At 46.3% G+C, this 25,191-nt stretch carries 18 protein-coding genes, 4 tRNA genes and 1 other annotated feature; of the genes, 18 read left to right on the top strand and 4 right to left on the bottom strand.

Features of this window, described 5'->3' with window-relative positions; all coding sequences use genetic code 11:
• The first annotated feature begins 71 nt into the window (after nt 1–71).
• From B6K08_RS07255 to rpoC, 13 genes are all read left to right on the top strand, one after another.
• A tRNA-Tyr gene (locus tag B6K08_RS07255) sits at nt 72–156 on the top strand.
• Between the two features lie 19 nt (nt 157–175).
• Nucleotides 176–251 (top strand) — tRNA-Met (locus tag B6K08_RS07250).
• A gap of 12 nt (nt 252–263) precedes the next feature.
• A tRNA-Thr gene (locus tag B6K08_RS07245) sits at nt 264–339 on the top strand.
• Between the two features lie 7 nt (nt 340–346).
• Nucleotides 347–423, top strand: a tRNA-Met gene (locus B6K08_RS07240).
• A 171-nt stretch (nt 424–594) separates the two neighbouring features.
• On the top strand, nt 595–744 hold the full coding sequence (rpmG, locus tag B6K08_RS07235; protein WP_027398039.1) for a 50S ribosomal protein L33: 150 nt from the start codon (nt 595–597) through the stop codon (nt 742–744).
• Nucleotides 745–846: 102 nt separating this feature from the next.
• On the top strand, nt 847–1,017 hold the full coding sequence (gene secE, locus B6K08_RS07230; RefSeq protein ID WP_071997220.1) for a preprotein translocase subunit SecE: 171 nt from the start codon (nt 847–849) through the stop codon (nt 1,015–1,017).
• 34 nt (nt 1,018–1,051) lie between these two features.
• A complete protein-coding gene (gene nusG, locus B6K08_RS07225; protein WP_027407588.1) occupies nt 1,052–1,600 on the top strand; it encodes a transcription termination/antitermination protein NusG in 549 nt (182 codons plus the stop codon).
• Between the two features lie 26 nt (nt 1,601–1,626).
• Nucleotides 1,627–2,052: a 50S ribosomal protein L11 gene (gene rplK, locus B6K08_RS07220; RefSeq protein WP_027398041.1), complete on the top strand. Its 426-nt coding sequence runs from the start codon at nt 1,627–1,629 to the stop codon at nt 2,050–2,052.
• 61 nt (nt 2,053–2,113) lie between these two features.
• Nucleotides 2,114–2,797, top strand: coding sequence for a 50S ribosomal protein L1 (gene rplA / locus B6K08_RS07215; RefSeq protein WP_027398042.1), 684 nt, complete (start codon nt 2,114–2,116; stop codon nt 2,795–2,797).
• 16 nt (nt 2,798–2,813) lie between these two features.
• Nucleotides 2,814–2,952: a sequence feature (ribosomal protein L10 leader region), on the top strand.
• A 22-nt stretch (nt 2,953–2,974) separates the two neighbouring features.
• Entirely contained in the window at nt 2,975–3,523 is a 549-nt protein-coding gene (rplJ, locus tag B6K08_RS07210) for a 50S ribosomal protein L10 (RefSeq protein WP_039211670.1), read from the top strand.
• A gap of 60 nt (nt 3,524–3,583) precedes the next feature.
• Nucleotides 3,584–3,952: a 50S ribosomal protein L7/L12 gene (rplL, locus tag B6K08_RS07205; RefSeq protein WP_027398044.1), complete on the top strand. Its 369-nt coding sequence runs from the start codon at nt 3,584–3,586 to the stop codon at nt 3,950–3,952.
• A gap of 484 nt (nt 3,953–4,436) precedes the next feature.
• A complete protein-coding gene (gene rpoB / locus B6K08_RS07200; RefSeq protein WP_080325826.1) occupies nt 4,437–8,264 on the top strand; it encodes a DNA-directed RNA polymerase subunit beta in 3,828 nt (1,275 codons plus the stop codon).
• 20 nt (nt 8,265–8,284) lie between these two features.
• Entirely contained in the window at nt 8,285–12,391 is a 4,107-nt protein-coding gene (gene rpoC, locus B6K08_RS07195; protein WP_080325825.1) for a DNA-directed RNA polymerase subunit beta', read from the top strand.
• Between the two features lie 82 nt (nt 12,392–12,473).
• On the opposite strand, the gene B6K08_RS07190 is transcribed toward rpoC, so the two are convergent.
• Nucleotides 12,474–13,643 carry an FprA family A-type flavoprotein gene (locus tag B6K08_RS07190; RefSeq protein WP_080325824.1) on the bottom strand — a complete coding sequence of 390 codons (1,170 nt, stop codon included), beginning with the start codon at nt 13,641–13,643 and terminating at the stop codon, nt 12,474–12,476.
• Between the two features lie 149 nt (nt 13,644–13,792).
• On the opposite strand from B6K08_RS07190, the gene B6K08_RS07185 reads away from it, so the two are divergent.
• The 5 genes from B6K08_RS07185 (at nt 13,793) to B6K08_RS07165 (ending at nt 22,458) form a co-directional block, all read left to right on the top strand.
• The gene (locus B6K08_RS07185) at nt 13,793–15,055 is read left to right on the top strand and encodes an efflux RND transporter periplasmic adaptor subunit (protein WP_080325823.1); all 1,263 of its coding nucleotides are present in this window, start codon (nt 13,793–13,795) and stop codon (nt 15,053–15,055) included.
• A complete protein-coding gene (locus B6K08_RS07180; protein ID WP_080325822.1) occupies nt 15,055–18,141 on the top strand; it encodes an efflux RND transporter permease subunit in 3,087 nt (1,028 codons plus the stop codon). Before B6K08_RS07185 ends, B6K08_RS07180 begins: the two co-directional genes overlap by 1 nt.
• A gap of 77 nt (nt 18,142–18,218) precedes the next feature.
• Nucleotides 18,219–19,775, top strand: coding sequence for an ABC-F family ATP-binding cassette domain-containing protein (locus tag B6K08_RS07175; RefSeq protein ID WP_080325821.1), 1,557 nt, complete (start codon nt 18,219–18,221; stop codon nt 19,773–19,775).
• Nucleotides 19,776–19,903: 128 nt separating this feature from the next.
• Nucleotides 19,904–20,767 (top strand): RsiV family protein, encoded by an 864-nt coding sequence (locus B6K08_RS07170; protein WP_080325820.1) that lies wholly within the window; start codon nt 19,904–19,906, stop codon nt 20,765–20,767.
• A gap of 413 nt (nt 20,768–21,180) precedes the next feature.
• Nucleotides 21,181–22,458 carry an ATP-binding protein gene (locus B6K08_RS07165; protein ID WP_080325819.1) on the top strand — a complete coding sequence of 426 codons (1,278 nt, stop codon included), beginning with the start codon at nt 21,181–21,183 and terminating at the stop codon, nt 22,456–22,458.
• Between the two features lie 234 nt (nt 22,459–22,692).
• Here B6K08_RS07165 and B6K08_RS07160 read toward each other — a convergent pair whose 3' ends face one another.
• From B6K08_RS07160 to lgt, 3 genes are all read right to left on the bottom strand, one after another.
• Nucleotides 22,693–23,535 carry a menaquinone biosynthetic enzyme MqnA/MqnD family protein gene (locus B6K08_RS07160; protein WP_080325818.1) on the bottom strand — a complete coding sequence of 281 codons (843 nt, stop codon included), beginning with the start codon at nt 23,533–23,535 and terminating at the stop codon, nt 22,693–22,695.
• A gap of 156 nt (nt 23,536–23,691) precedes the next feature.
• Nucleotides 23,692–24,159, bottom strand: a complete 468-nt coding sequence (gene speD, locus B6K08_RS07155) for an adenosylmethionine decarboxylase (protein WP_039206028.1) — start codon at nt 24,157–24,159, stop codon at nt 23,692–23,694.
• A gap of 83 nt (nt 24,160–24,242) precedes the next feature.
• A complete protein-coding gene (gene lgt, locus B6K08_RS07150) occupies nt 24,243–25,055 on the bottom strand; it encodes a prolipoprotein diacylglyceryl transferase (RefSeq protein WP_080325817.1) in 813 nt (270 codons plus the stop codon).
• Nucleotides 25,056–25,191: the final 136 nt, after the last annotated feature.

The raw sequence follows: 25,191 nt of genomic DNA, 5'->3' as shown, positions 1-25,191 counted from the left end.
TCAGCGGGAAACACAAAAGACGCACTGATAAGAGTGTATCTCAGTGATAACCGCCACCAAGTGAAGATACTGGGTAGGTGCCCGAGTGGTTAAAGGGAACGGACTGTAAATCCGTCGCCGTAGGCTACGATGGTTCGAATCCATCCCTGCCCACCATTTTATATCTTCAGAATATCGCGGGATGGAGCAGTCGGTAGCTCGTCGGGCTCATAACCCGAAGGTCAGAGGTTCAAGTCCTCTTCCCGCAACCAAAAGCTTGGTATGCTGATATAGCTCAGTCGGTAGAGCGCATCCTTGGTAAGGATGAGGTCACCAGTTCAAATCTGGTTATCAGCTCCATATATATGGCTGCGTAGCTCAGTTGGCTAGAGCATTCGGTTCATACCCGGAGTGTCAGGAGTTCAAATCTCTTCGCAGCCACCAACCACTAAATTTAGCCCCTTAATAAAGGGGTTTTATTTATGCCATAAATGAAATGTCCTTCATTTTTATTTTAATGAGCTTGTCTGTTGACACTCAGAATATATTATGATAAATTATGTTAGTGACATTTTGTTAAGTGTACATAATTTTCAATAGTAAGGAGTGCATACGATGCGCAATGCGGTTACGTTGGCCTGCACTGAGTGCAAGAGTCGCAACTATCAGACCAACAAAAACAAGAAGAACGATCCAGATAGAATCGAATTCAACAAGTATTGCAAGTTCTGCAAGAAGCACACACTGCACAAGGAAACCAAATAATTAGCAGTAGAGTGTAAGGGTTGCAATATTAGACAGGATGTGAATGCATTGACGAACGATAAAGCGTCAGCAGTTCAGACGAAGTCTTCAGGTTTTAACCCTATGCAGTTTTTGCGTGAAGTTTCGGCTGAAATGAAAAAGGTATCCTGGTCCACTAAGGAGGAGCTGGGCAGATATACTGTTGTGGTGTCCATAACGGTTTTCATTGTGTGCTCTCTGATTTGGATATGCGATACGTTCTTTACAAGGTTGTTTAATCTAATTTTACGTTAAGACTGGAGGGTAGGGATGCTGGGCATCCAAGTGTATGGAATCTGAAAAGAAGCTTGAAAGACATTGGTATGCTGTACATACCTATTCTGGATACGAAAATAAGGTTAAGTCCAATCTTGAGAGAAAAGTTAGTTCCTTGGGATTGGAAGACAAAATCTTCAATGTGCTTGTTCCTGTAAAGGATGAGATCGAAAAGAAGAACGGCGTCGAAAAAGTAATCAAGAGAAAGCTTTTCCCTGGTTATGTATTTGTCGAGATGATTGTCAACGAAAAGACATGGTTCGACGTAAGAAATACTGACGGCGTTACTGGATTTGTTGGTTCCGGTACAGATCCTACACCTATCGGTGAAGCAGAGATGGAAAACATCCTCAGCAAGATGGGAATGGGCGAAGCCAAGGTTGTTGTCAACATTGATGTTGAGGTTGGCGAAGTCATTAAAATCAAATCCGGTTCATTTGAAAATTACGCAGCAAAGGTTGTTTCCGTGGACAACGAGAAGGGCAAGGTTAAGGCTCTTATCGACATGTTCGGTCGTGAAACTCCTGTTGAACTTGATTTCGATCAGGTAGAGAAAAGCTGATTTCCTTTTAAGGAGGTGTATATAAGATGGCAAAGAAAGTTGCAAAGATGGTAAAGTTGCAGGTTGAGGCTGCCAAGGCTACTCCAGCTCCTCCAGTAGGTCCTGCTCTTGGTCAGGCTGGTGTTAACATCATGGCTTTCGTTAAGGAATTTAACGAGAGAACTGCTAAGCAGGCTGGTCTCATCATTCCAGTAGAGATTACTGTATTTGAGGATAGATCCTTTACCTTTATCACTAAGACTCCTCCAGCTGCTGTACTTCTGAAGAAGGCTGCAGGTCTGGCAAAGGCTTCTGGTGAACCAAACAAGAACAAGGTTGCAAAGCTGCCTCGCGCAAAGGCTCAGGAGATTGCTGAGTCCAAGATGGCAGATTTGAACGCTGCAAGCATTGAGGCTGCTACTCGTATGATCGAGGGTACCGCTCGCAGCATGGGTATCGAAATCGTTGACTAAGAATTGATTTCGTGCTCGTGGGAGGAAAATCCGTTATTACCACGAAGGGAGAAATTTAAAAATGGCAAAAGCAGGTAAGAAGTATCAGGATGCTGTAAAGCTTCTTGAGACTGGTAAAGTTTACACTGTTGAGGAAGCTGTTGATCTCGTAAAGAAGACTGCAACTGCAAAGTTCGACGAGACTATTGAGCTTCATGTACGCTTAGGCGTTGATCCTAAGTATGCAGATCAGCAGGTTCGTGGCGCAATCGTGCTGCCACATGGTACTGGTAAGTCCAAGCGCGTATTAGTATTTGCTAAGGGCGCAAAGGTTGAAGAGGCAGAGGCTGCAGGTGCAGACTTTGTTGGCTCCGACGAAATCGTAACTAAGATCCAGGGTGGCTGGACTGACTTTGATGTCGCTGTAGCTACTCCAGATATGATGGGTACTGTTGGTCGTCTTGGTAAAATCCTCGGTCCTAGAGGCTTGATGCCAAACCCTAAACTCGGTACTGTAACTATGGATCTTGGCAAGGCAATCAGCGAAATCAAGGCTGGTAAGGTTGAATACCGTACTGATAAGGCTGGTAATGTTCATTGCCCTATCGGCAAGGCTTCCTTCGATGCTAACAAGCTCGTAGAGAACCTCAATGCTTTGATGGATACATTAATTAGAGTAAAACCGGCTGCTGCAAAGGGTCAGTATATCCGCTCTGTCACCATTAGCTCCACTATGGGCCCGGGTGTTCCAGTAGTACATGCTTGATTTTTTGTGGGCTGTATAATAAAATAGTCTATGGCTGTAGACAGCAGGTATGGAGCTTCGGCTTCATTTAAAGGAGACGCCTGCCGAGGCCGGATGCTTACGCATGAATATGCGGCTTCCGGTAAATCAGCCGGAGGCCGTTTTTGCTCTTTATATTATAAAAAAGGAGGTGTATTCATGGCTGTTACAGAACAGAAGAAGGCAATTGTTGCTAACTTAAAAGAAATTCTCACTAGCTCCAAGGGTGCTGTCATCACTTCTTACAAGGGACTGACTGTTGCTCAGGATACTGCACTGCGTGTAGAACTCCGTAAGGCTGGTGTTACCTACCATGTAATCAAAAACACAATGACTCGTATTGCTGCCAAGGAGGCAGGTCTCGATGATATGATTTCATTCCTCGAGGGTACTACTGCTATGGCATATTCTGCTGACGATGCAGTTGCTCCTGCAAAGGTTATCAGCGAGTTCATTAAGAAGAACAACCTGGCTGAAGAGGAAAAGCTCGTAGTCAAGGGTGGTGTCGTTGAGGGTAAGGTAGTAAGTGCTGACGAAGTTAAGGCTATCGCTTCTCTGCCTTCCAGAGAGATCCTCATCGGCAAGCTGCTGGGCAGCATGCAGGCTCCAGTTTCCAACACTGTTGGTATCATGGGCAACATGGTTCGCAGCATCGTCAATGTGCTTGACGCTATTCGCAAGCAGAAGGAAGAGCAGGCATCCGCTTAATCTGACCGCTGCTTAAAATATTTAAAAAGAAATTAATGTTAAAAATTGGAGGAAATAAAAATGACTAACGAAGAAATTTTAGAGGCAATTGGTAACTTGACTGTTCTTGAGCTTTCCGAGCTCGTAAAGGCTGCTGAGGAGAAGTTCGGCGTATCCGCTGCTGCTCCTGTAGCTGTAGCTGCTGCTGCTCCTGCTGAGGGTGGCGCTGCTGGTGAGAAGTCCGAGTTTGACGTAATCCTGAAGGATGCTGGCGCTGGCAAGATCAACGTAATCAAGGCTGTTCGTGAGGCTACTGGTCTCGGCCTGAAGGAAGCAAAGGCTCTGGTTGACGGTGCTCCTGCTGCTGTTAAGGAAGGTCTGTCCAAGGCTGACGCTGAGGCTCTCAAGGGTTCCCTCGAGGCTGCTGGTGCAACTGTAGAGCTGAAGTAATTTCTGCCTTATAGTTTCTAAGCTATAACGAGCTTTAAGATGTCCCTTTCCTCTTTAGGTGGGGGAAAACAAACTACAACAGATGGTGAGAATATCTCCCAGCTCGTTGAAACGCTAATAGGAAGATTTTTCTTCTAAAGAAGAAAAATTTGAACAATGGCGTTATAAACATTAGGCTGTGGAAAATGAGCAATCATTTTTCACAGCTTTTTTGTATATATGACATATTTTTTCTTGACATAAGCTATGTATATAGGTATAATAAATTGCTACAGGTTAAAAACTGTAGTAGTGGCTTTAGTCACAAAGAAAATAGTAAATAAGTTCGTGCAAGGGGTATTAAATGGATTCATCAGGTGTTTTCGGACATTTGGCAATGCGTCGTGTGGTTTTAGCCCATGAAGAGGTGTTGTGAATCTGTTTATTTTTCGTGTGCGGATTTTTTGTCATTTTTGTTATTTTTAGCTAAGGAGTGAAGTTCTTAATGTTTCATCCTGTGCCGGTAGGCAAACGAACCAGGTATAGCTATGCCAAGATTAAAGAAGTTATGGAGATGCCACACCTTCTTGACATTCAGAGAAAGTCCTATGAATGGTTTATTGGCGATGTAGAAAAGGGTACCAAGGGCGCTGGCCTTATGGAAATCTTCGAGGATATTTCCCCTATTACCGATTTCCAGAACAAGATTGAATTAAGACTGTTGGATTACTCTCTGGGCGAGCCAAAATACGGCTTGGAGGAGAGCAAGGAAAGAGATGCAACCTATTCTGCACCTCTTCGTGTAAAAGTTCGTCGTATTAACAAGGAAAATGGTGAGTTCCATGACAGCGAAATCTTCATGGGTGACTTCCCTCTGATGACTGACTCCGGTACATTTGTTATCAACGGTGCAGAGCGTGTTATCGTAAGCCAGCTGGTACGTTCCCCAGGTGCTTACTATGGTGTCACCGTGGATTCCTCTGGTAAGTCCCTGTTCAATGCTACAGTTATCCCTAACCGTGGCGCTTGGATTGAGCTTGAAACTGATACCAACGATGTTATTTCTGTTCGTATTGATAGAACCCGTAAGCTGCCTGTAACTGTTTTCCTGCGAGCTCTTGATTTCATTAACAAGGCTGAAATCGCAAGAAACCAGCAGATTGCCGATGGCACTGCAAGTGCCGCTGAAACAGGCCGTAACGAGGATCACATCGAGGTGCTGACCTCTGATTTGTCTTTCGGAACCAAGGATGAAATTTTGGCACTCTTCAACAATGACCCTGCAATCGTTGCAACCCTTGAGCGTGATGCTACTGAGGGCATGGATGGCAGAACCATTGAAGAAGTAGCTTTAGATGAGATTTATAAGAGACTTCGTCAGGGTGAGCCATTTAACGTAGATAATGCCCGCTCTATGCTCCGCAGCTTGTTTTTTGATAAGAAGCGTTATGATTTGGCTACTGTTGGCCGTCATAAGATTACCAAGAAATTGGGCTGGAAGCATCGTCTGGTAGGCCAGGTTCTGGCTGAGCCATTGGTAAATCAGGAGACTGGTGAGGTCGTAGTACCAGCTAATGAGCTGATTACCCAGGATTTGATTGATGAGATTTCCGATGAGCAGGAGAAGGGTATTTTTGGCGAAGGCAAGGCTATTATCGTTCAGGTTAAGCTGAATGATGAGGGTGACCTGCTGGATATGATTTGCTCCCCAACTCTCATTGATAAAAAGCGTACCATTGCTGTAAACGATATTATTGCATCCATCAGCTATCTGCTGAATCTGATGCATGGCGTAGGCCGTACTGATGATATCGACCATTTGGGCAACCGCCGTGTTCGTTCTGTAGGTGAATTGCTGCAGAATCAGTTCCGTATCGGTCTTACCCGTATGGAGCGCGTAGTTCGTGAGCGTATGTCTACTCAGGAGGACATTTCTGCAGTACAGAACCTCATTAATATTCGCCCAGTTGTGGCAGCAATTAAGGAATTCTTCGGTTCCTCCCAGCTGTCTCAGTTCATGGATCAGCACAACCCATTGGCAGAGCTTACTCACAAGCGTCGTCTGTCTGCCCTTGGCCCTGGTGGTTTGTCCAGAGAGCGTGCCGGTTTTGAGGTTCGAGACGTACATAACTCCCATTACGGTCGTATGTGTCCTATTGAGACCCCAGAAGGTCCTAACATCGGTCTGATTGGTTCTCTGTCCAACTACGCCCGTATCAACAAGTATGGCTTTATGGAGACCCCATATCGCCGTATTGACAAGGAAAACAAGCGCGTTACCAATGATGTTAAGTACATCACTGCTGACGCTGAGGATACTTTGGTTATTGCTCAGGCCAACGAACCATTGGATGAAAATGATTGGTTCGTAAATGAGCGTGTAGTAGCCCGTGTTCACGAGGAGACCACTGAGGTTCGTCGTGAAAAGGTTGACTACATGGACGTATCACCTAAGCAGGTGGTTTCCATTGCAACTGCCATGATTCCATTCCTGGAAAACGATGATGCTAACCGCGCACTGATGGGTGCCAACATGCAGCGTCAGGCAGTTCCTCTTCTCCGTACCCAGGCTCCACTGGTTGGTACTGGTATGGAGTATAAGGCAGCATGTGACTCCGGCGTTATGATTCTTGCTAAGCGTGCCGGTGTGGTTGATTCTGTAAGTGCCGACAAGATTGTTATTCGCACTGAAGATGGTGACTTGGATGAGTACAAGCTTCAGAAGTTTATGCGTTCCAACCAGGGCACCTGCATTAACCAGCTCCCTATCGTATTTAAGGGGGATGTAGTTGAGGCCAAGCAGCCTATCGCTGATGGTCCTGCTACTGACCACGGTGAGCTGGCATTGGGCTACAACATTATCGTTGCATACATGCCTTGGGAAGGTTACAACTACGAGGATGCTATTCTTCTTAGTGAAAACCTCGTTAAGAGAGATATTTATACCTCCATTCATATTGAGGAATACGATTGCGAGGCCCGTGATACCAAGCTGGGACCAGAGGAAATTACCCGCGACATTCCAAATGTTTCCGAGGAAAATCTGAAGGATCTGGACGAAAACGGTATTATCCGTATCGGTGCTGAGGTTAGAACCGGCGACATTCTGGTTGGTAAGGTAACTCCAAAGGGAGAGACCGAGCTGTCCGCTGAGGAGCGTTTGTTGAGAGCTATCTTCGGTGAGAAGGCCCGTGAGGTTCGTGATACTTCCTTGAGAGTTCCTCATGGTGAAGCTGGTAAGATTGTTGATGTTAAGGTATACAGCCGTGAGAACAACGACGAGCTGAACCCTGGCGTAAACAATATGGTTCGCGTTTACATCGCCCAGAAGCGTAAGATTTCTGTGGGTGATAAGATGTCCGGTCGTCATGGTAACAAGGGTGTAGTTTCCCGTATCATGCGCGAGGAGGATATGCCATTCCTTCCAGACGGTACTCCAGTAGATGTAGTTCTGAACCCATTGGGCGTACCTTCCCGTATGAACATTGGTCAGATCCTGGAGACTCATCTGGGTATGGCTGTTAGAAATATCGGTACTCAGATTAAGAACGGTGACCCTACAGTTGAGAAGCGTCTCCGTGCTATTGGTTATGATTTTGATAAGTATGGCATGCCTAAGTCTGACAAGGCTGGCGTTCATATTGCAACCCCAGTATTTGATGGTGCCCGTGAGAAGGATGTATTCGATACTATTCGTGCTTCCGGCATGGATGAGGATGCAAAGACTGTTCTCTACGATGGCCGTACTGGTGAGCCTTTCAAGAACAAGGTTACCGTTGGTTGCGTATACATGCTGAAGCTGCATCATCTGGTTGATGATAAGATTCATGCCCGTTCCGTTGGTCCTTACTCCTTAGTTACCCAGCAGCCTCTGGGTGGTAAGGCACAGTTCGGTGGTCAGCGTTTCGGTGAGATGGAGGTTTGGGCCCTGGAGGCTTATGGTGCTGCTTACACCCTGCAGGAGATTCTGACTGTTAAGTCCGATGATGTTGTGGGTCGTGTTAAGACCTATGAGTCCATTGTTAAGGGTGAGAATATCCCTGAGCCAGGCGTACCAGAGTCCTTCAAGGTTCTCATCAAGGAGCTCCAGAGTATCGGTCTGGATATTAAGGTTCAGGATGAGAATGCCAACGAGATTATGGTTCAGGACGATGAGGAAGACATCAGAGATGCAGCCAACGAGCTGGATGTTGATGTAAATGGTGTAGATGATTCCGGCAATGTGGCAGCACCTTCCGATGAGTATACGGAGGATGATGCTGAAGCAGCGGATGACTATTCTGATACTGACTTAATCGTTGACGTTAATGCCGATAATTTTGACAATGAATAATGGAAGGGAGTGACACGCCCTTGTTGGATGTAAATAACTTTGATTCAATGCGTATAGGTCTGGCGTCTCCTGATAAGATCAGAGAGTGGTCTTACGGTGAGGTTACCAAGCCAGAAACTATTAACTATCGTACTTTAAAGCCAGAGACCTCCGGCCTGTTCTGTGAGCGTATCTTTGGACCAACCCGCGATTGGGAATGTCATTGCGGTAAGTATAAGAGAATTCGCCATAAGGGTACTATCTGTGAGCGTTGCGGTGTTGAAGTAACCCGTGCCAAGGTTCGCCGTGAGAGAATGGGTCACATTGAACTGGCTGCCCCTGTATCTCACATCTGGTACTTTAAGGGAATTCCAAGCCGTCTGGGCCTTGTTTTGGATATTGCTCCAAGAGCCCTGGAAAAGGTTTTATACTTTGCCTCTTATATTGTAATTGACCCAGGCACTACTGAGCTGAGCAAGAAGCAGCTTCTCAGCGAGAAGGAGTACAGCGAATACCGCAGCAAGTATTCCTCTGCCGCTTTCAAGGTAGGTATGGGTGCTGAGGCCATCAAGGAACTGTTGGTTGAAATGGAGGCAGATCTCCCTGAGGATCAACAGAAGCCAGAGGAGGGCATTATCAGCCGTCTTGATCTTTTGCATCAGGAGCTGACCAATGAGCTGAAGACTGTAACCAGCCAGCAGCGTCGCCTCAAGGCAATTCGTCGTCTGGAGGTTGTTGAGGCATTCCGTAAGTCCGGCAACAAGCCTTCTTGGATGATTATGGATGTGGTTCCAGTTATTCCACCAGAGCTGCGTCCAATGGTACAGCTGGATGGCGGTCGTTTTGCTACCTCCGACCTCAATGACCTGTATCGTCGTGTAATTAACAGAAATAACCGCTTGAAGCGCCTTTTGGAGCTTCATGCACCAGATATTATTGTTCGTAACGAGAAGCGTATGCTTCAGGAGGCTGTTGACGCCCTTATTGATAATGGTCGTCGTGGTCGTCCAGTTACCGGTCCTGGTAACCGCCCTCTGAAGTCCTTGTCCGATATGCTCAAGGGTAAGCAGGGTCGTTTCCGTCAGAACCTCCTTGGTAAGCGCGTAGACTACTCTGGTCGTTCCGTTATCGTAGTAGGTCCTGAGCTGAAGCTCCATCAGTGCGGTCTTCCTAAGGAAATGGCTCTGGAGCTCTTTAAGCCATTCGTTATGAAGCGTCTGGTTTCCGATGGTATTGCCCATAACATCAAGTCCGCAAAGCGCATGGTAGAGCGTGCCAAGGATGAGGTTTGGGATGTGCTGGAAGGCGTAATCAAGGAGCATCCAGTTCTTCTGAACCGTGCACCTACACTGCATCGTCTTGGTATTCAGGCCTTCGAGCCAGTTCTTACTGAGGGGCGTGCATTGAAGCTCCATCCATTGGCATGTACTGCATACAACGCCGACTTCGATGGTGACCAGATGGCTATCCATCTTCCACTGTCTGCTGAGGCACAGGCTGAGGCCCGCGTGCTGATGCTGGCAGCTAACCACATCCTTGCTCCTAAGGATGGTGGCCCTATCATCGTTCCTTCCCAGGATATGGTTCTTGGTTCCTACTATCTGACTGCTGTAAGAAATTCCAGCCAGGGCAGACCTATCGTAGGCGAGGGCAAAATCTTCACTGGTATCAACGAGGCACTGCTTGCTTATCAGCATCAGGAGCTGGATATTCAGGCTGAGATTAAGGTCCGCATGAAGGATGTTGATGAGGATGGCAATGTAGTTAAGGATTATGGTCTGGTTCGTACTTCTCTGGGCCGTATGATTTTCAATGAGACACTGCCAAAGGCTGTTCGTCAGTTCAGCCAGGACAAGAAGACCGGTGAATGGTCTCTTGGTATGCTCATGAACAAGAAACAGCTGGGCAAGCTGGTTGATATCTGCTTCAAGACGCTTGGTGCCAGCGAAACAGCTGTTGTTATTGATAATGTTAAGAATTTGGGTTATCACTATGCTTGTATCGCAGGTATGACCGTTGCTATCTCTGATATCAAGGTTCCAGAGAAGAAGCAGGCCCTGTTGGATGAGGCAGAGGCTAAGGTTAAGAAGACCCAGCGCCAGTTTGAGCGTGGTCTCATCAGTGATGAGGAGCGTTATAAGAAGGTCTGCAAGGTTTGGGATGATGCCACTAATCTGGTTGCTGATGCAATGTATGACAACTATGCAGATAACGAGCCATTTAACCCAATTTACATGATGGCTGACTCCGGTGCCCGTGGTAACAAGTCCCAGATGCGTCAGCTGGCTGGTATGCGTGGTCTGATGGCGGATCCATCCGGTAAGACCATCGAAATTCCAATTACCGCTAACTTCCGTGAGGGCCTGTCCGTATCCGATTACTTCATTTCTTCCCATGGTGCCAGAAAGGGCTTGGCGGATACTGCACTTAGAACCGCTGACTCCGGTTATCTTACCCGTCGTCTGGTTGATGTTGCTCAGGACGTTATCGTTCGTGAGGAAGACTGCGATGTTGTAGGTATTAATCTGATTCGCGAGCGTGCTAAGCTGGCAGAGTCTGCTGCTGCCGCAGTTGAGCAGCTGAAGGAAACTCTTGAGGGCCGTATTCTGGCTGCTGATGTTCTCAGCCCAGAGACTGCAGAGGTTATCGTTGAAAAGGGTGTAACCCTTGACGAGGAAATTCTCAAGACCATCGGCGAAGCTGGTGTGGCTGAGATTACCCTCCGCGGTTCTTCCTCCAATAGCGATGCTGCTATTACCAATGCCGCAGCTACTGATACCATTAAGCTTGGTGCTCCTGATGAGAACATCAGAAAGTCCATTAAGTCCGCAATGGTAGCAGAGATGATGGGCAAGGATACTACTGCAGCTGTCGTTGACAGCCAAGGCGTTGAAATCGTTCCTGCTGGTGTACCTCTCACTGAGGAGTACATTGAGGCTGTTCTTTCCAGCGATGCCAAGGAGGTTAAGGTTCGCAACAATAACATCCGTGGTATTGAGGTTGAAGCTATTGTTGAGGGTAGCGGCGTTATTGAGCCTCTCAAGGATCGTATCGTTGGCCGTGTGCTGGCTGAGGATATTATTAATCCTGAGACTGGCGAAAAGATTGCTTCCCTTAATGACGATATTGATGAGAAGCTTGCTGATGAAATCGTTAAGGTTCGCAACAAGGTATCCATCCGCAGCGTACTGACCTGTAAGTCTCAGTATGGTGTCTGCATCAAGTGCTATGGTCGTGATTTGGCTAATGCAACCAAGGTTAATGTGGGTGAGGCTGTTGGTATTATTGCAGCTCAGTCCATCGGTGAGCCTGGTACACAGCTGACAATGCGTACATTCCACTCCGGTGGTGTCGCAGGCGGCGACGATATTACCCAGGGTCTGCCACGTGTCGAGGAATTGTTCGAGGCACGTAAGCCTAAGCACAATGCCATCATCGCTGAAATCGAGGGTGACGTTGCCGTTACCGAGAAGGATAAAATCTTCACCGTTACCATCACTCCTAAAGAAGGCAAGGAGAAGGCAAAGGAATACGTTCTGCCATTTAACTCCCGTCTCGCGACTCGTGATGGCGAGCATATCATGCCTGGTGACAAGCTCACTGAGGGTTCCATTAACCCACATGATATTCTCCGCGTCTGCGGCCTGAAGGAAACCCAGAAATACCTCGTATACGAGGTACAGAAGGTTTATAAGCAGCAGGGTGTTGGTATCAACGATAAGCATATTGAGGTTATGGTTCGTCAGATGCTCCACAAGGTTCGTATCGAAGCTTATGGCGGCACTGACTTCCTGCCAGGTGAATATGTTGACATCAACAGCTTTGAGGCTGCCAATACCAAGGCTATTGCCGAGGGTAAGGAGCCAGCTGTTGCCAAGCCAATTCTCCTTGGTATCACCAAGGCTGCACTGGCAACTGATTCCTTCTTGTCAGCCGCATCCTTCCAGGAGACTACTCGTGTCCTGACTGATGCTGCTATCAAGGGGAAGGTTGATCCACTTCTTGGCCTGAAGGAAAATGTTATCATTGGTAAGCTGATTCCGGCTGGTACTGGTATGAGCTGCTATCGTAACATCAAGGTGGTTTATGAAAATGAACCGGAGCAGACTGTAGAGGCAGAAGCTGAAGCAGAAGCAGCTGCTGAATAAGTAAAATAAAGCAATAAAATAAGGAGTTGTGAGTTGGAACCCTGCGGGGTTCACTCACAACTCCTTTTTTTATTGACTAAAATTATCCCTTTACCAGATTAACAACATTTTCCTGCAGGCCCTTCAGGAAGGCTGGATTAGGAGTGTTTTGAATCTTCTGCTGGTCAAGGACAATCTCAACCTTGCAGTCCTTCAATGCTTCTTCTACCTGTGGAATGCTCTGGCCACCCCAGCCGTAGGAGCCAAAGGCAAAGCCCTTAAGCCCCTTTGGCGCCAGGCCCTTCATGTAGCAGAAGAAGGCGGCTACTGATGGCATCATCTGGTTGTTGATGGTAGGGGAGCCTACAGCGATGTATTTCGCATCCAGAAGCTCCGTCATAACATCAGAAATATGATCACAGCGGAGGTCAAAGAGCTTTGGCTCTATGCCGGCCTTGTTAAAGGCATCAGCCACATTTTTCGCCATGATTTCCGTGGTGTGCCACATGGTATCAAAGACCACAACAGCCTTGTCAGTTTTTTTGAAGGTGCTCCAGTCCTTGTAGGCCTGAATGATTTCAGGAATATGCTTTCTCCAGGAAACACCATGACCAGTGGCAATCATGCTGATTTTGAGGCCTTCAAGTGCGGAAATGGCCTTGGTGGCCTGCATGCCAAATGGCATGAGAATGTTGGCATAATATTTCTTGGCCTGATGCATAACCTCATGTAAGTCGGTTTCATCCTCAAAGCGAGCAGTGGTGGCCAGGTGCTGACCAAAGGCGTCATTAGCGAATAAAAGCTCCTCCTCAGGGCAGTAGGTAACCATACTATCTGGCCAGTGGAGCATTGGTGTTGGTACGAAGGTGAGGGTACGCTTGCCCAGGGACAGGGTATCACCGGCCTTTACAGCAATATAATCACGCTCACCATAGCGGCCAGTCAGTCCCTTCAGACCATTTGGGTCGCTGGTAACAATCTTGGCATTAGGGCAATGCTGCATCATAAATGGAATACCACCGGAATGGTCTGGTTCAACATGATTTGACACGATATAATCAATCTTGGCCGGGTCAATAATAGTTCTGAGGCGGCCAAACATTTCCATGCAGAATGGTGCCTTTACGGTATCAATAAGGGTAATCTTGTCGTCAATAATGAGATAGGCGTTATAGGTAGAACCACGGTCTGTGCTGTAGCCGTGGAAGCTGCGCATGGAATAGTCCATGGAGCCAACCCAATAAATGCCTGGCTTAAATTCAACTGAAAACATTAATAAAAACCACCTTTCAAAAATAAAATAATAGTCAAAAAAACATTTGTAGACTAAAATGTATTGTATAAGTTAATTATAACGCAGATATACTAAAATTTCTCTGAAAAATTAAAAATTTAAATATATTGTTGGTGTGGAGGTAAGTAATGCGCCACGATTGGTCAAAATTAAAGAAGGATAAAAAGTTTCGGGTGGCAGGGGCTGTGTGTTTGCTGCTGGTTTTAATATTGGGATATTTTTTGTTTGTGAAGGGCAGAAATAACAATAAAAAGCCTGAGCTGGCCCTGCCTAAAATTTCCACCTATCAGGTGAAGCGGGCCGACATGAAGCGTCATATTGTGCTGTCCGGTCATACCACGGCTGACGCCACCATTGTGTTGGCTCCAAAATACAACGGGCATGTGAAGTCTGTGAATGTTCAGCTGGGTGACCAGGTGTCAGAGGGGGATGTTCTTCTGGTGCAGGACACAGGGGATCTGGATATTGCCATTATGCAGGGGGAGGCGGCCACAGAGGCTGCCCTGGCTGATACCGAAACAGAGGAGGCCTCCTATAATGCCAATCTGGCCAGAGCCGGTGCGGCCTACGAAATAGAAAAAAGTCGTTATGAACGACAGCAATACCTTTACACTATAGGTGCCATATCTTTGGAACGACTGGAAACTGCTAAGAATACCTATGTAACCTCCAAGGCGGAATACGATGCCCTTATGGATCAGAACAACGGCAGCTCCCCTGCCAGTGTCCGCTCCAAGCTGTATAACGCCCGTAAGAACGCCTACAACGTGGATGCCCTGAGAAAGCAGCGGGAGGATATGTTCATAAGAGCTCCCAGAAGCGGTGTTATTGGGTATCGAAATGTAGAGGTGGGCAGCTACCTTACTGCTGGAAGCAAGGTGCTTACATTGGTAGATAACAGTCATCTTTATGTGGACTGTACCCTGTCGGAAAATGATGCGGCTCTCCTTACTACGGGAATGCCTGTGAACGTCACCATTGATGCCATGGGTGCCACATATAATGGCAAGGTTGTATATGTAAGTCCTGCCATGAGCGATGAGTCAAAGTCCTATTCAGTTCGTATTTCCCTTGATGTGGCTAAGGGAAATATTAAGGCGGGCTTATTTGCCAGAACCTCTCTGGATATTTTGCAGCGCCGGGATACCCTATTTGCCCCAAAGGATGCTCTCTTATCCAAGAACGGCAAAACCACGGTATTTGTGTATAATCCGGATACGGAGACAGTGGAGGAGCGGGAAATTACCATTGGCCTTATAAACGACGATGAGGTGGAAATCCTTACTGGAATTAATGAAGGGGAGATAGTGGCTGTTTCCTCTATTGATCGTCTCAAGAACGGGGGCAGGGTGACCTTGGAATCACCGGATGAAGCAGGTGATGGAAATTGATGAATATTACAAGATTTTCCATTAAGCGTCCTGTGGGCATATCTATGATTGTATGTCTCTTTGTTGTGTTGGGCTTGTTTAGCTTTATCCGTATCGGGGTGGAGCTTCTGCCGGCGGTAAATACACCTTATATTACTGTAATGGTGAAATACCCTGGGGCCAGTGCCGAGTCCGTTGAGCAGCAGGTGGTTAAGCCTGTGGAGGAGGCTCTGTCTTCCCTTTCAAATGTGAAGAATATCCAGTCAACTGCCCAGTATGAGCGGGCAAGGGTAACTGTGGAGCTGGAATTTGATGCGGATGCGGACAGCGCGGCCATTGATGCCACCAAGAAGGTGGAGGCCATAAGGTATAATTTGCCGGACGAAGCAGATGAGCCGGTGGTTATAAAGCGTGACGACAACGACGAGCCTATTGTGGAGGTGGCAGTTACCTCTGAGCATTCCATGTCGGACATGTATTCCAAGGTGGACAAGGTATTTGCCGATGAACTGCAGCAGGCAGGTGGCGTATCTGAAATAGAGGTTTTTGGCGGCCTGGATAAGGAAGTGGCCGTGGAGGTGGATAAGGACAAGATGGCGGCCTACAAGCTGAACCTCAATGATATTGTGACGGCCATCAAGAAGGAAAACAAGCTGCTGCCATCAGGTACCATTTACACGGATAAGTATAAGTCCGATGTAAGGGCTGTGGCTCAATATGAGAAGGCCTCGGATATTGAAAAGATATTTGTGCAGAATTCCAGCAAGGCCCAGATTCCTCTTACCTCAGTGGCCTCAGTGCGCCATCAGAATGCCAGGGTGAACCGCTATGGAGAATTTAACGGCGAATCCTCGGTAATGATGCTTATCTACAAAAACAGCGATGCCAATGTGGTGGAAACAGCAGATAACATCGAAAGAAAGCTGGAAAATATTCGTCGGGAAAATCCCGATTATCAGTTTACCATTACCAGTAACGATGCAGATTATGTGCGAAATTCCCTAAACAATACCTTGGGCACCCTTATTGAGGGCCTAATTACCACTGGCTTGGTGCTGTTCTTGTTTTTACGGGGCTGGCGTTCCATGGCGGCGGTTATGGTGGCTATTCCAACCTCCTTGATAGCTACCTTTTTTGTAATGTATTCTGCGGGATTTACCTTTAACATGATGTCCCTTATGGGTATGACCTTATGTATCGGTATTTTGGTGGATGATTCCGTGGTGGTACTGGAAAATATTATCCGCCATCTGAAAATGGGGGAGTCCCCTGACGAGGCGGCGGAAAATGGACGAATGGAAATCGGTATGGCAGCAGTGGCCATCACCCTATGCGATGCGGTGACCTTTTTGCCTATTGCCTTTATGTCCGGCATGACGGGGCAGTTTTTCCGTCAGTTCGGTCTTACCATTGTATTTGCAGGCATGTTCTCCCTCTTTGTGTCCTTTACCCTTACGCCAATGCTGGCTTCAAAGTTTTATCGTAAGGGCTATCATCCTTCCAGGAAAAAGCTGTGGGATTTTATGGACAGGCTGGAGGAAAGGGCTGTTACCAAATATGAGGAGCTGTTGAAAAAGAGCTTTGCCAATCAGAAAAAGCTGCTTTTAGGGGCGTTGGCCCTGTTTATTGGTTCTGTGGCCCTGATTCCTTTGGGGGCTGTGGGGGCAGAATATATGCCCCGAACTGATGAGGGCAGCTTCCAGATGTTTGTGGAAATGCCTGTTAGTTATACTGCAGATGAGACCCACAAGGTTATTACCCGTATAGAGGAAAAGCTGGATACCATTCCCGAGGTGAAGCATTATCTGGGCAATGCCGGAGGCAGCAGCTCCAATGAGGGCCGTATTAGGGTGGAGCTGAAGGACCGGGGAGAGCGCAGTCGCAGTGTTTGGGAGGTCGCAGATGAAATGCGCGCCTTCAGCATGGGCATTGATGATGCTACTATCCGTGTGGCTGAGACCCAGACCTCCGTGGCCGGTGTATCCGGCGGCGGACTTAGGGGCGGCGGTGCGGTGCGTATTGAGCTTCGCAGTATGGATAATGAAAAGCTTGTGGCGGCCGCCAATAAGGTAAAGGATGTGCTGAATACCAAGGTTCAGGGCATTACGGATGTGGCCTCCTCCTATGTGGAGGGGGCTCCTGAGCTGCGGCTTACCATGGACCGGGATAAAATCCGGGCAATGGGAGTTTCTGTGGGTGATGTGGATGAAGCTATTTCCTCAGCTATTTCCGGTAAAAAGGCGGGAAATATCAGCAATGACCCCCTTAACAATAATCAGGATACGGACATTAACGTGCGCTTTAAGGGAGCCGATGGCTTCAAGGCCTCGGATGTGGCATCCATTCCAATTGATGTGAACGGGCAAACCATGTTTATTGGTGATGTATCTGATATGAAGTATGCCACAGGCCCGGTGAGAATACGCCGTGTAAATAAGCAGCGTTCCATTACTATTTTTGCAAATGCAGGAGCACGCCCGTTAAATGATGTGCTTCAGGACGTGAGAAAGGCCTTGAAGGACGTGGACTTAGGTGAGGGCGTATCCTATAGATTTACCGGACAGTCCGATAAAATGGATGATTCCTTCCAGCAGCTTTTTATGGCTCTTATTATGGCCATGGTTCTTATTTACATGCTGCTGGCTGTGCTTTATGAATCACTTATTACGCCTTTTATCAGAATGTTTTCCCTGCCCTTAGGAATAATTGGTGCCATCCTCTTTTTGCTGGTGACCAACAACACCCTGAATCTTTATTCCATGATAGGTATATTGGTTATGGACGGCGTGGTGGCAAAAAATGGTACCCTTTTATTGGATTACACCATGACACTGCAAAGTCGGGGCTACAGTGCCTATGATGCCATTGTGGAGGCGGGGAAGGTCCGTTTAAAGCCTATTATGATGACCACAATTACCATGGTGGTGGGCATGATGCCTACAGCCCTTGCTATGTCAGAAGGGGCGGAGACCAAAGTAAGTATGGCCTGGGTTATCATTGGGGGACTGCTGTCTTCCACCATTTTCACTCTGCTGATTATTCCTATAATTTTCATGTTCTTTGAAAATCATCCGGTGAATACATGGTTAAAGTGGCTAAAAAGATGATTTTTTGGTATGATAGAGCCTGAGTTTTCTTTTGGAAAAGATATATTTGCAGAATTGCTATTTAAGGAGACAAGAATTTGAGTATCGTTAATGTGGAAAGAATGTCCCATGGCTTTGGGGCAAGAACTATATTTGAGGATGTGAGTTTTCGCCTGCTGAAGGGGGAGCATGTTGCTTTGGTTGGTGCCAATGGCGAAGGCAAGTCCACCTTTCTGTCAATTATTACGGGGCAGATGACTCCTGATGAGGGTAAGGTGGAATGGGCTAAGCGGGTAACCTCTGGCTATCTTGATCAGCATGCGGTATTGAAGGCGGGCATGACCATTCGTGATGTTTTAAAAACAGCCTTTGATGAAATGTACAAGCTGGAGGCAGAGATGCAGTCCTGCTATGACAAAATGGGAGAGGCCTCCCCAGAGGAAATGGAGAAGCTCTTAAATGATGCAGGGGAGATTCAGGAAATCCTTGATGCCCATAGCTTCTATACCCTTGACAGCAAGATTGAGGAAGTAGCTGGAGGACTGGGCCTGCGTGATATTGGCCTTGACCGTATGGTGGATGAGCTTTCCGGTGGTCAGCGCACCAAGGTGCTTCTTACCAAGCTGTTGCTCCAGAGTCCGGATATTCTTATCTTGGACGAGCCTACCAACTATTTGGATGTGGAGCATATTGAATGGCTTAAGACTTATTTGCAGGGCTATGAAAATGCTTTTATTCTTGTTTCCCATGATGTGCCGTTCCTAAACGCGGTTACAAATGTAATCTATCATGTGGAAAATGCTACTCTTACCCGCTACACCGGAAGCTATGAGAAGTTTCAGGAGATGTATGCAATTAAGCGTCGTCAGGAGGATGCGGCCTACGAGCGTCAGCAGGCTGAAATTGCCCGTGAAAAGGATTTTATTCAAAGAAACAAGGCCAGAGTTGCTACCCGTGGTATGGCCAATTCCCGTCAGAAAAAGCTGGATAAGATGGAGGTGCTGGAAAAGCGTACTGAAAAGCCAAAGCCTCACTTTAAGTTCCAGATGGACAGAACCCCAAGCCGTTTTGTTATTGAGGCAAAGCGGCTGATTTTGGGCTATGACACACCTCTTACCAATCCAGTGGATTTACGGCTGGAGCGAGGAAAAAAGGTGGCCCTTCGTGGTGTAAACGGTCTTGGTAAAACTACTCTCTTAAAGACCCTTCTTGGCATGATTAAGCCAATTTCAGGCAATATTGAGCTGGGGGAATTCGTTACACCTGGTTATTTCGAGCAGGAATCCACCAAGGGCAATGATAATACCGCCATTGAGGAAATTTGGCAGGAATATCCTGGCATGACGGAGTTTGAGGTGAGGGCGGCTCTGGCAGCCTGTGGTCTTACCAATGAGCATATTACCTCCAAGATGATGGTGCTTTCCGGCGGCGAGGCAGCCAAAGTGCGGCTGTGCAAGATTATGCAGAAGCCTGTAAATTTGCTGGCGCTGGACGAGCCTACTAATCATCTTGATGTGGATGCCAAGGCAGAGCTGAAGCGGGCTCTTAAGGAATATAAGGGAACCATTTTACTGGTTTCCCATGAGCCTGATTTCTATGAGGATTGGGTGGATTCGGTGTGGAATATTGAGGGCTGGACCACTAAGATTATATAAAAATGTAATAAATAAATTTTAATTAAATTTTAAGTAGCAAAATCCCTTTACTTCATATATTATGGTGGCAGAGAGGACTTTCTGATGGGGTAGTCAACGGGCATTGTTTTTGAAATGGAGGGATTTTTATGTGGAAAAAGGTGCTGGCGGCAGGTAGTGCAGTGCTGGCTCTGGGGTTGGTGGCACCAATCACCAGCGATCACAGCTATACTGGTGTGGCTATGGCCTGTGAGGAGACGGGGAATTTGAGTACACCGGGTGGTATTCCATTCACCCATCCCCTTGCTTATAGCTCCAGTATCCAGCGTTCTCAGATTAATCACGATGGCAGGGTTTTGATGGAGGCCTCTACTTATGAGGTTAAGCTTGATCAGTCCATTGCTGATAATTATCCCAAGCTGCAGGAGTCCTTGGAAAAGCTGTCAGCAAATAACTGGAGTTATATGCGGCATGTAATGAATCAGTGGGAACCTGATCTTATCGAACAGTATGAGCAGAGCAAGAATCATGAATGGTACAAGGAAAACAGTGGCCCTCTTTACAGCTATGAGCTAAGCTACAAAGGCTTGCGGGCAGATTCTGCCGTGTTTAGCTGTGTAGGCGGAGAGTTTGTGTATTTGGGCGGTGCCCATCCTGTATACTACTACAAGGCTCATGTATTTGATTCCAAAACTGGCAAGGAATTGAAGCTCAATGATATTTTCAAGACAACTGATAGTCTGGCAGAAATCATCGTGGAGGAGACAGAAAGCCAGATTGAGCACAAGTCCAGTATGCCGGATAAAAAGGAAGTATTAAAGGCTGTTAAGCAGATGCTAGAGGATGACTCTCTCCAGTTCGGTATGACGGAGGACGATTTTGTGGTTTATTTCGGCAATTACGCCATTGGTCCTTATGCCATGGGAACCTTGGAAGTGAAGCTGCCTTACAAGAAGTATTTCAAGCTATTTAACAGCAAGTATGTTTTCTATGGCACCAGAGCCAAGGGATAAAGTGAGCAAATAAAAAGCAGGGAGCAGTTGACTATGTTAGTCAATGCCCCTGCATTTTTTGTATTGGAAGCTGTAGCTGAGGCCACAATTTACGCCCCGGTTGCCTTGGGCGGCTTCCGCCATAACCACCCATGAGGACCGCAGAAACCGTGCCCAATGGCCTTGATTTGCTTTTTTGATTTATTTAGAAGAAAAGGACTATATGTTGGCAAGATGATTATGATTGTACAAAATATACATGGATATTAAAATCAACTCATGATAAAATGAAAACGGTAAATATAATAAAATGAAAACAGTAAATATGACAAAATAAAAACGGTAAATATACTAAAATAGAAATTACTAATCTGCTAAAATTGGAATTGTAAATCTGATAAAAATGGTAAATATGATAAAATAGAGGTGAGAAAATGGAAAACAGGAAATACCGCCCGCGGATAATTGACAGCACTGTAGAGGATTATCTTCAGGCCTTCGGAGCGGTTTGCATCGAAGGGCCAAAATGGTGTGGCAAGACGTGGACATCTGCATTTCACAGCAAAAGCCAATTCTTGTTGGGGGACCCATCCAACAACTTCCAAAACCGCTCATTGGCTCAATTAGACCCAACTATGGTTCTCAAAGGGGAGGCTCCAAGGCTGATTGATGAATGGCAGGAGGTTCCGGCTATTTGGGATGCGGTCAGATATGAAGTGGATGCGAGGGACGAGCAGGGACAATTTATTTTGACCGGATCTTCCACACCTATGCGAAAAGGTGTTATGCACAGCGGGGCCGGACGCATTGCTCCTATCCGTATGCGTACCATGTCCCTGTGGGAATCGGGAGACTCCGATGGTAAAGTTTCCTTGCAGGACTTGTTTGAGGGACATATGGAATCCCAGCTTACAGGTGAAATAAAATTGGAGAGTCTGGCAAGATACATAGTGCGTGGGGGATGGCCCAGAAGCTTGGCTGTTCCTTACGAAAAAGCTGTTTTGCTTCCAAATGGATATATCAATGCCATAATTGATGATGGTGCTAACCGCCTTGATGAAATAAAGAGGGACAGCTCCAAGATGATTAAATTGCTTAAATCTCTTGCAAGAAATGAATCAACAACTGTATCCAATAAGGTGCTTAGAAAAGATATAAAGGATGTTGAAGGAGAAGATATTAGCGAGCCGACAATAGCTTCTTATTTGGATGTGTTTCGGAGATTATATGTGGTTGAGGACCAGCCAGCCTTTAGTCCAAGTGTGCGTTCATCGGTCAGGGTGAAGCAGGCCGGCAAGCGTCATCTGACAGATCCATCAATAGCGTGCAGTCTTTTGGGGCTGAATGAGGAACGGTTGATAGGTGATTTGAAAACCATGGGCTTTTTGTTTGAAGCCCTTTGTGAAAGGGATTTGTGGATTTATGCCAATTATTATGGGGGAAAATTATTCCATTATCAGGATTATAAAGAAAAGGAAATCGATGCTGTGATAGAAATGCCCAATGGAGAATGGGGGGCCTTCGAAATCAAGCTGGGAGCGAACCAAATAGATGGTGCAGCGGAAAATCTATTATCTATACGGGATAAAATTGCCAAGGACAATAAGGATAAAGTTCCAAAATTCCTGTGCGTTCTCTGTGGACTTTCAAATGCTGCTTATCGCCGCCAAGATGGGGTTTATGTAGTGCCTATAACATCATTGAAGCACTAGCGGCCCCGAATAAAAAAGACAACTGCCGATTTTGACAGTTGTTGACATAGAAGCTAAAGGGCACTAATTTTTAGCGTGGAAATTGAATCAATATAAATTATGCAATCCATGATTTAACAAATAAATCGGAAAAAGAAAATATCCATGCTTTGAGCAATGCACTATAACCATGCAAAAAAGACGGGGACACGTTGCCTCCGTCTTTTTGTGTGTGCCCAGCATGGGACGCTGATCTTACAGCTCCACCTCAGCCAGCTTCAGCTTTGGCATACGGGGGATAAGGCCCATTTCGTAGGCGTATTTGTAGAATATCATAAGGTTGTCAAGGTATTCTTCCGTAAGATTCCACTTTATGACCTCCAGATACTCATCCAACTGCTGGAAGGTAAAGGGCTTGGAGTCCAAAATGGAATTTATGGCGTCAGCCTTGTGGGCGTAGCCGTGACGAAGACCCTTGTAGAGTCTTTCGTGGAGGAGCTGAAGTGCCTCCGGGTTATTTTGGGCAAAGTCCTTATGAACAGCCCATACTGCGTAAACCATGCACCGGCCGGTGAGCTTCTTCCATTCCACACCCATATCGTAATAGTAGAACTTGTCCTTGTTCTTATGATGATATACGTTAAGGGCATCGTCACCAATCAATAAGGCTGCTGTACAGTCATCGGGAACCGGATTGTCCGGGGTAAGGTGTCGCACACAGTATTCCGGGGTGGCGTCATAGGACTTGTTCAGGATAATCTTCAGCAGTACATGGGAAGTAGCGGATTGGGCAGTGAGCACAATCCTGTCCTGATTGATTTCCGTAATTGGCTTTTTTGACACCAAAATAATACTCCGTACAGGCCCGTCAGCCCGTACACATAAATCCGGCAGAATAAGCAGCTTATCAAAATTTCTGGCATAAACAATGGAGGATACTTCACTGGCATCCAGCCGATTGTTTATCAGGTCGTTATTCATAACAGAAGGGACGCCACCCTTTATATCAATACCTTCTCCATAGCCACATTGTGTCAGACTGTAGGTGATAGGCAATACATTTAAAAAATGAATATGTCCCAGACGTGGTTTCTCCATAAAAACCTCCTGCAATAAAAAGTACATTCACTATTATACCTTTAAAAGGCTATTTTGTTTAGTGATTTGTCTTATGTTTTAATGTATACATAAAACAGGGCACAAAAAAACTCCTGGGGTATCAGGAGTTTTTTGTAAATATGTGAATTTTGCAAATTAATTCTTTTTTTTGTCGTCCTTGCTTTTCAGCATATTGATAACCTTGCTGCCGGTATTGTGAATACGACGGAGCGGAGCAACCTTTGTTTTAGTTTTTGGCTTCATGTCAGTGTTTGTACCAAAATCTCCACGTTTAAGGATAGTGGTTTTTGTTTTCTCCGGCTTAAAGAGCTTTCGTATGGAGCTGAAAATCTCCTCTGGTGCGGCGTCTTCCTCGCAAATAAAAGCATCTGCGGAAACGTACTGAAGCTCAGGAAAGGCATGGACGGTAATGTGTCCTTCATCAAAAAGCAGAATAATTGCAATATGGTCATCTGACATAATCTGGCCGGTGGAAGACAAAATATCAAGATTGCTTTCCATCAGCAGAGTTTTTAATGTAGACTGTAAGGCCTGCACATCTTCAAAGCAGGAATTCTTGCATTTGTACATATCAACTGTAAGGTGACGGGCGATTATACTCAAGTAAGCTACCCCTTTCATAACATATTTCATCTACATAATTATACAATAAATGGTTTTTATAGTAAAGAAAATGTAAATAAGTGTTATACCTTTGATTCAGGTTTTGACGTACTGTCAGTCTTTTTGTCCTTATGTCCCTTGATTTGCAGGGCTATGAAGCAGATGAGGGCAAGTGTAAAGCCGGTAATGCTGGTCATTTGGGCAGAGGTAAAGAGCCCCAATACGGGAGCGGCATAATCTCCCCGTAGAAATTCCAGGAAAAATCTTGCTGCACAGTATAGCATTACATAAAGGGAAAAGGCCTGGCCCCTTACATGGGGATAAGCGCGAAACAGCAGGAGAATGGCAAAAATAACGAAATCCAGCTGTCCCTCCCAGATTTCAGCAGGCCACAGGGGCTGGTTACCGTAGGTATGATGAGCAAGAGTGGTTGAGGGGTAAATTATACCAAAGCTTCCCCCTGTAGGGGCACCAAAGGCATCGCCGTTTAAAAGATTGGCACAGCGTCCCAGACCCTGACCAAAGATAATGGCTGGGGCACTTATGTCCATCATGGCCAATATATCGATGCTGTGGCGACGGCAGTACAGAATTCCCACGGCTACACCCAGAATAACACCACCCTGAATGGCCATACCTCCCTGCCAAACATTCAGTATTTCCGTAAGGTGATGGCTGTAATAGTCCCAGTCAAAAAAGAACACGTCCCAAAGTCTGGCACCCAAGAGTCCGCTTAAACCGCAGTAAATGCCCAGATCCACCACATGATTGTGGTAGCGGCCGTCCTGCTTGGCGAGGAAATAGCCAACGCCTGTTGCTAAAATAATACTGAGGCTAAGGACAAGGCCGTAGGCTCTTACGGGGAAATCCCCTATGTAAAATAAGTATTGATGCATATAGTCCTCCACTTTGCAGTTTTTATTACATTAATAATTATACGCTATTAGTCAAGGATATTAGCCAAAAGGGCTGTAATAATGTATAATCTACATGTATTTGCGTTAAATTGATTGTCATATAAGGAGATTTTGT

Source organism: Anaerovibrio lipolyticus DSM 3074 (genome assembly GCF_900141865.1).
Taxonomy (GTDB): Bacteria; Bacillota; Negativicutes; order Selenomonadales; family Selenomonadaceae; genus Anaerovibrio; species Anaerovibrio lipolyticus.
This window is presented reverse-complemented; position numbering and strand designations above follow the sequence as displayed.

Bases quoted from the DNA above. Each gene is read 5' to 3' on its own strand.
- lgt (WP_080325817.1), bottom strand. From the start codon at position 25,055: ATGCATCAATACTTATTTTACATAGGGGATTTCCCCGTAAGAGCCTAC.
- B6K08_RS07165 (WP_080325819.1), top strand. From the start codon at position 21,181: ATGGAAAACAGGAAATACCGCCCGCGGATAATTGACAGCACTGTAGAG.
- rplA (WP_027398042.1), top strand. From the start codon at position 2,114: ATGGCAAAAGCAGGTAAGAAGTATCAGGATGCTGTAAAGCTTCTTGAG.
- rplK (WP_027398041.1), top strand. From the start codon at position 1,627: ATGGCAAAGAAAGTTGCAAAGATGGTAAAGTTGCAGGTTGAGGCTGCC.
- B6K08_RS07180 (WP_080325822.1), top strand. From the start codon at position 15,055: ATGAATATTACAAGATTTTCCATTAAGCGTCCTGTGGGCATATCTATG.
- nusG (WP_027407588.1), top strand. From the start codon at position 1,052: ATGGAATCTGAAAAGAAGCTTGAAAGACATTGGTATGCTGTACATACC.
- B6K08_RS07170 (WP_080325820.1), top strand. From the start codon at position 19,904: ATGTGGAAAAAGGTGCTGGCGGCAGGTAGTGCAGTGCTGGCTCTGGGG.
- secE (WP_071997220.1), top strand. From the start codon at position 847: ATGCAGTTTTTGCGTGAAGTTTCGGCTGAAATGAAAAAGGTATCCTGG.
- rplL (WP_027398044.1), top strand. From the start codon at position 3,584: ATGACTAACGAAGAAATTTTAGAGGCAATTGGTAACTTGACTGTTCTT.
- rpmG (WP_027398039.1), top strand. From the start codon at position 595: ATGCGCAATGCGGTTACGTTGGCCTGCACTGAGTGCAAGAGTCGCAAC.
- B6K08_RS07160 (WP_080325818.1), bottom strand. From the start codon at position 23,535: ATGGAGAAACCACGTCTGGGACATATTCATTTTTTAAATGTATTGCCT.
- B6K08_RS07185 (WP_080325823.1), top strand. From the start codon at position 13,793: ATGCGCCACGATTGGTCAAAATTAAAGAAGGATAAAAAGTTTCGGGTG.
- rpoB (WP_080325826.1), top strand. From the start codon at position 4,437: ATGTTTCATCCTGTGCCGGTAGGCAAACGAACCAGGTATAGCTATGCC.
- rplJ (WP_039211670.1), top strand. From the start codon at position 2,975: ATGGCTGTTACAGAACAGAAGAAGGCAATTGTTGCTAACTTAAAAGAA.
- B6K08_RS07190 (WP_080325824.1), bottom strand. From the start codon at position 13,643: ATGTTTTCAGTTGAATTTAAGCCAGGCATTTATTGGGTTGGCTCCATG.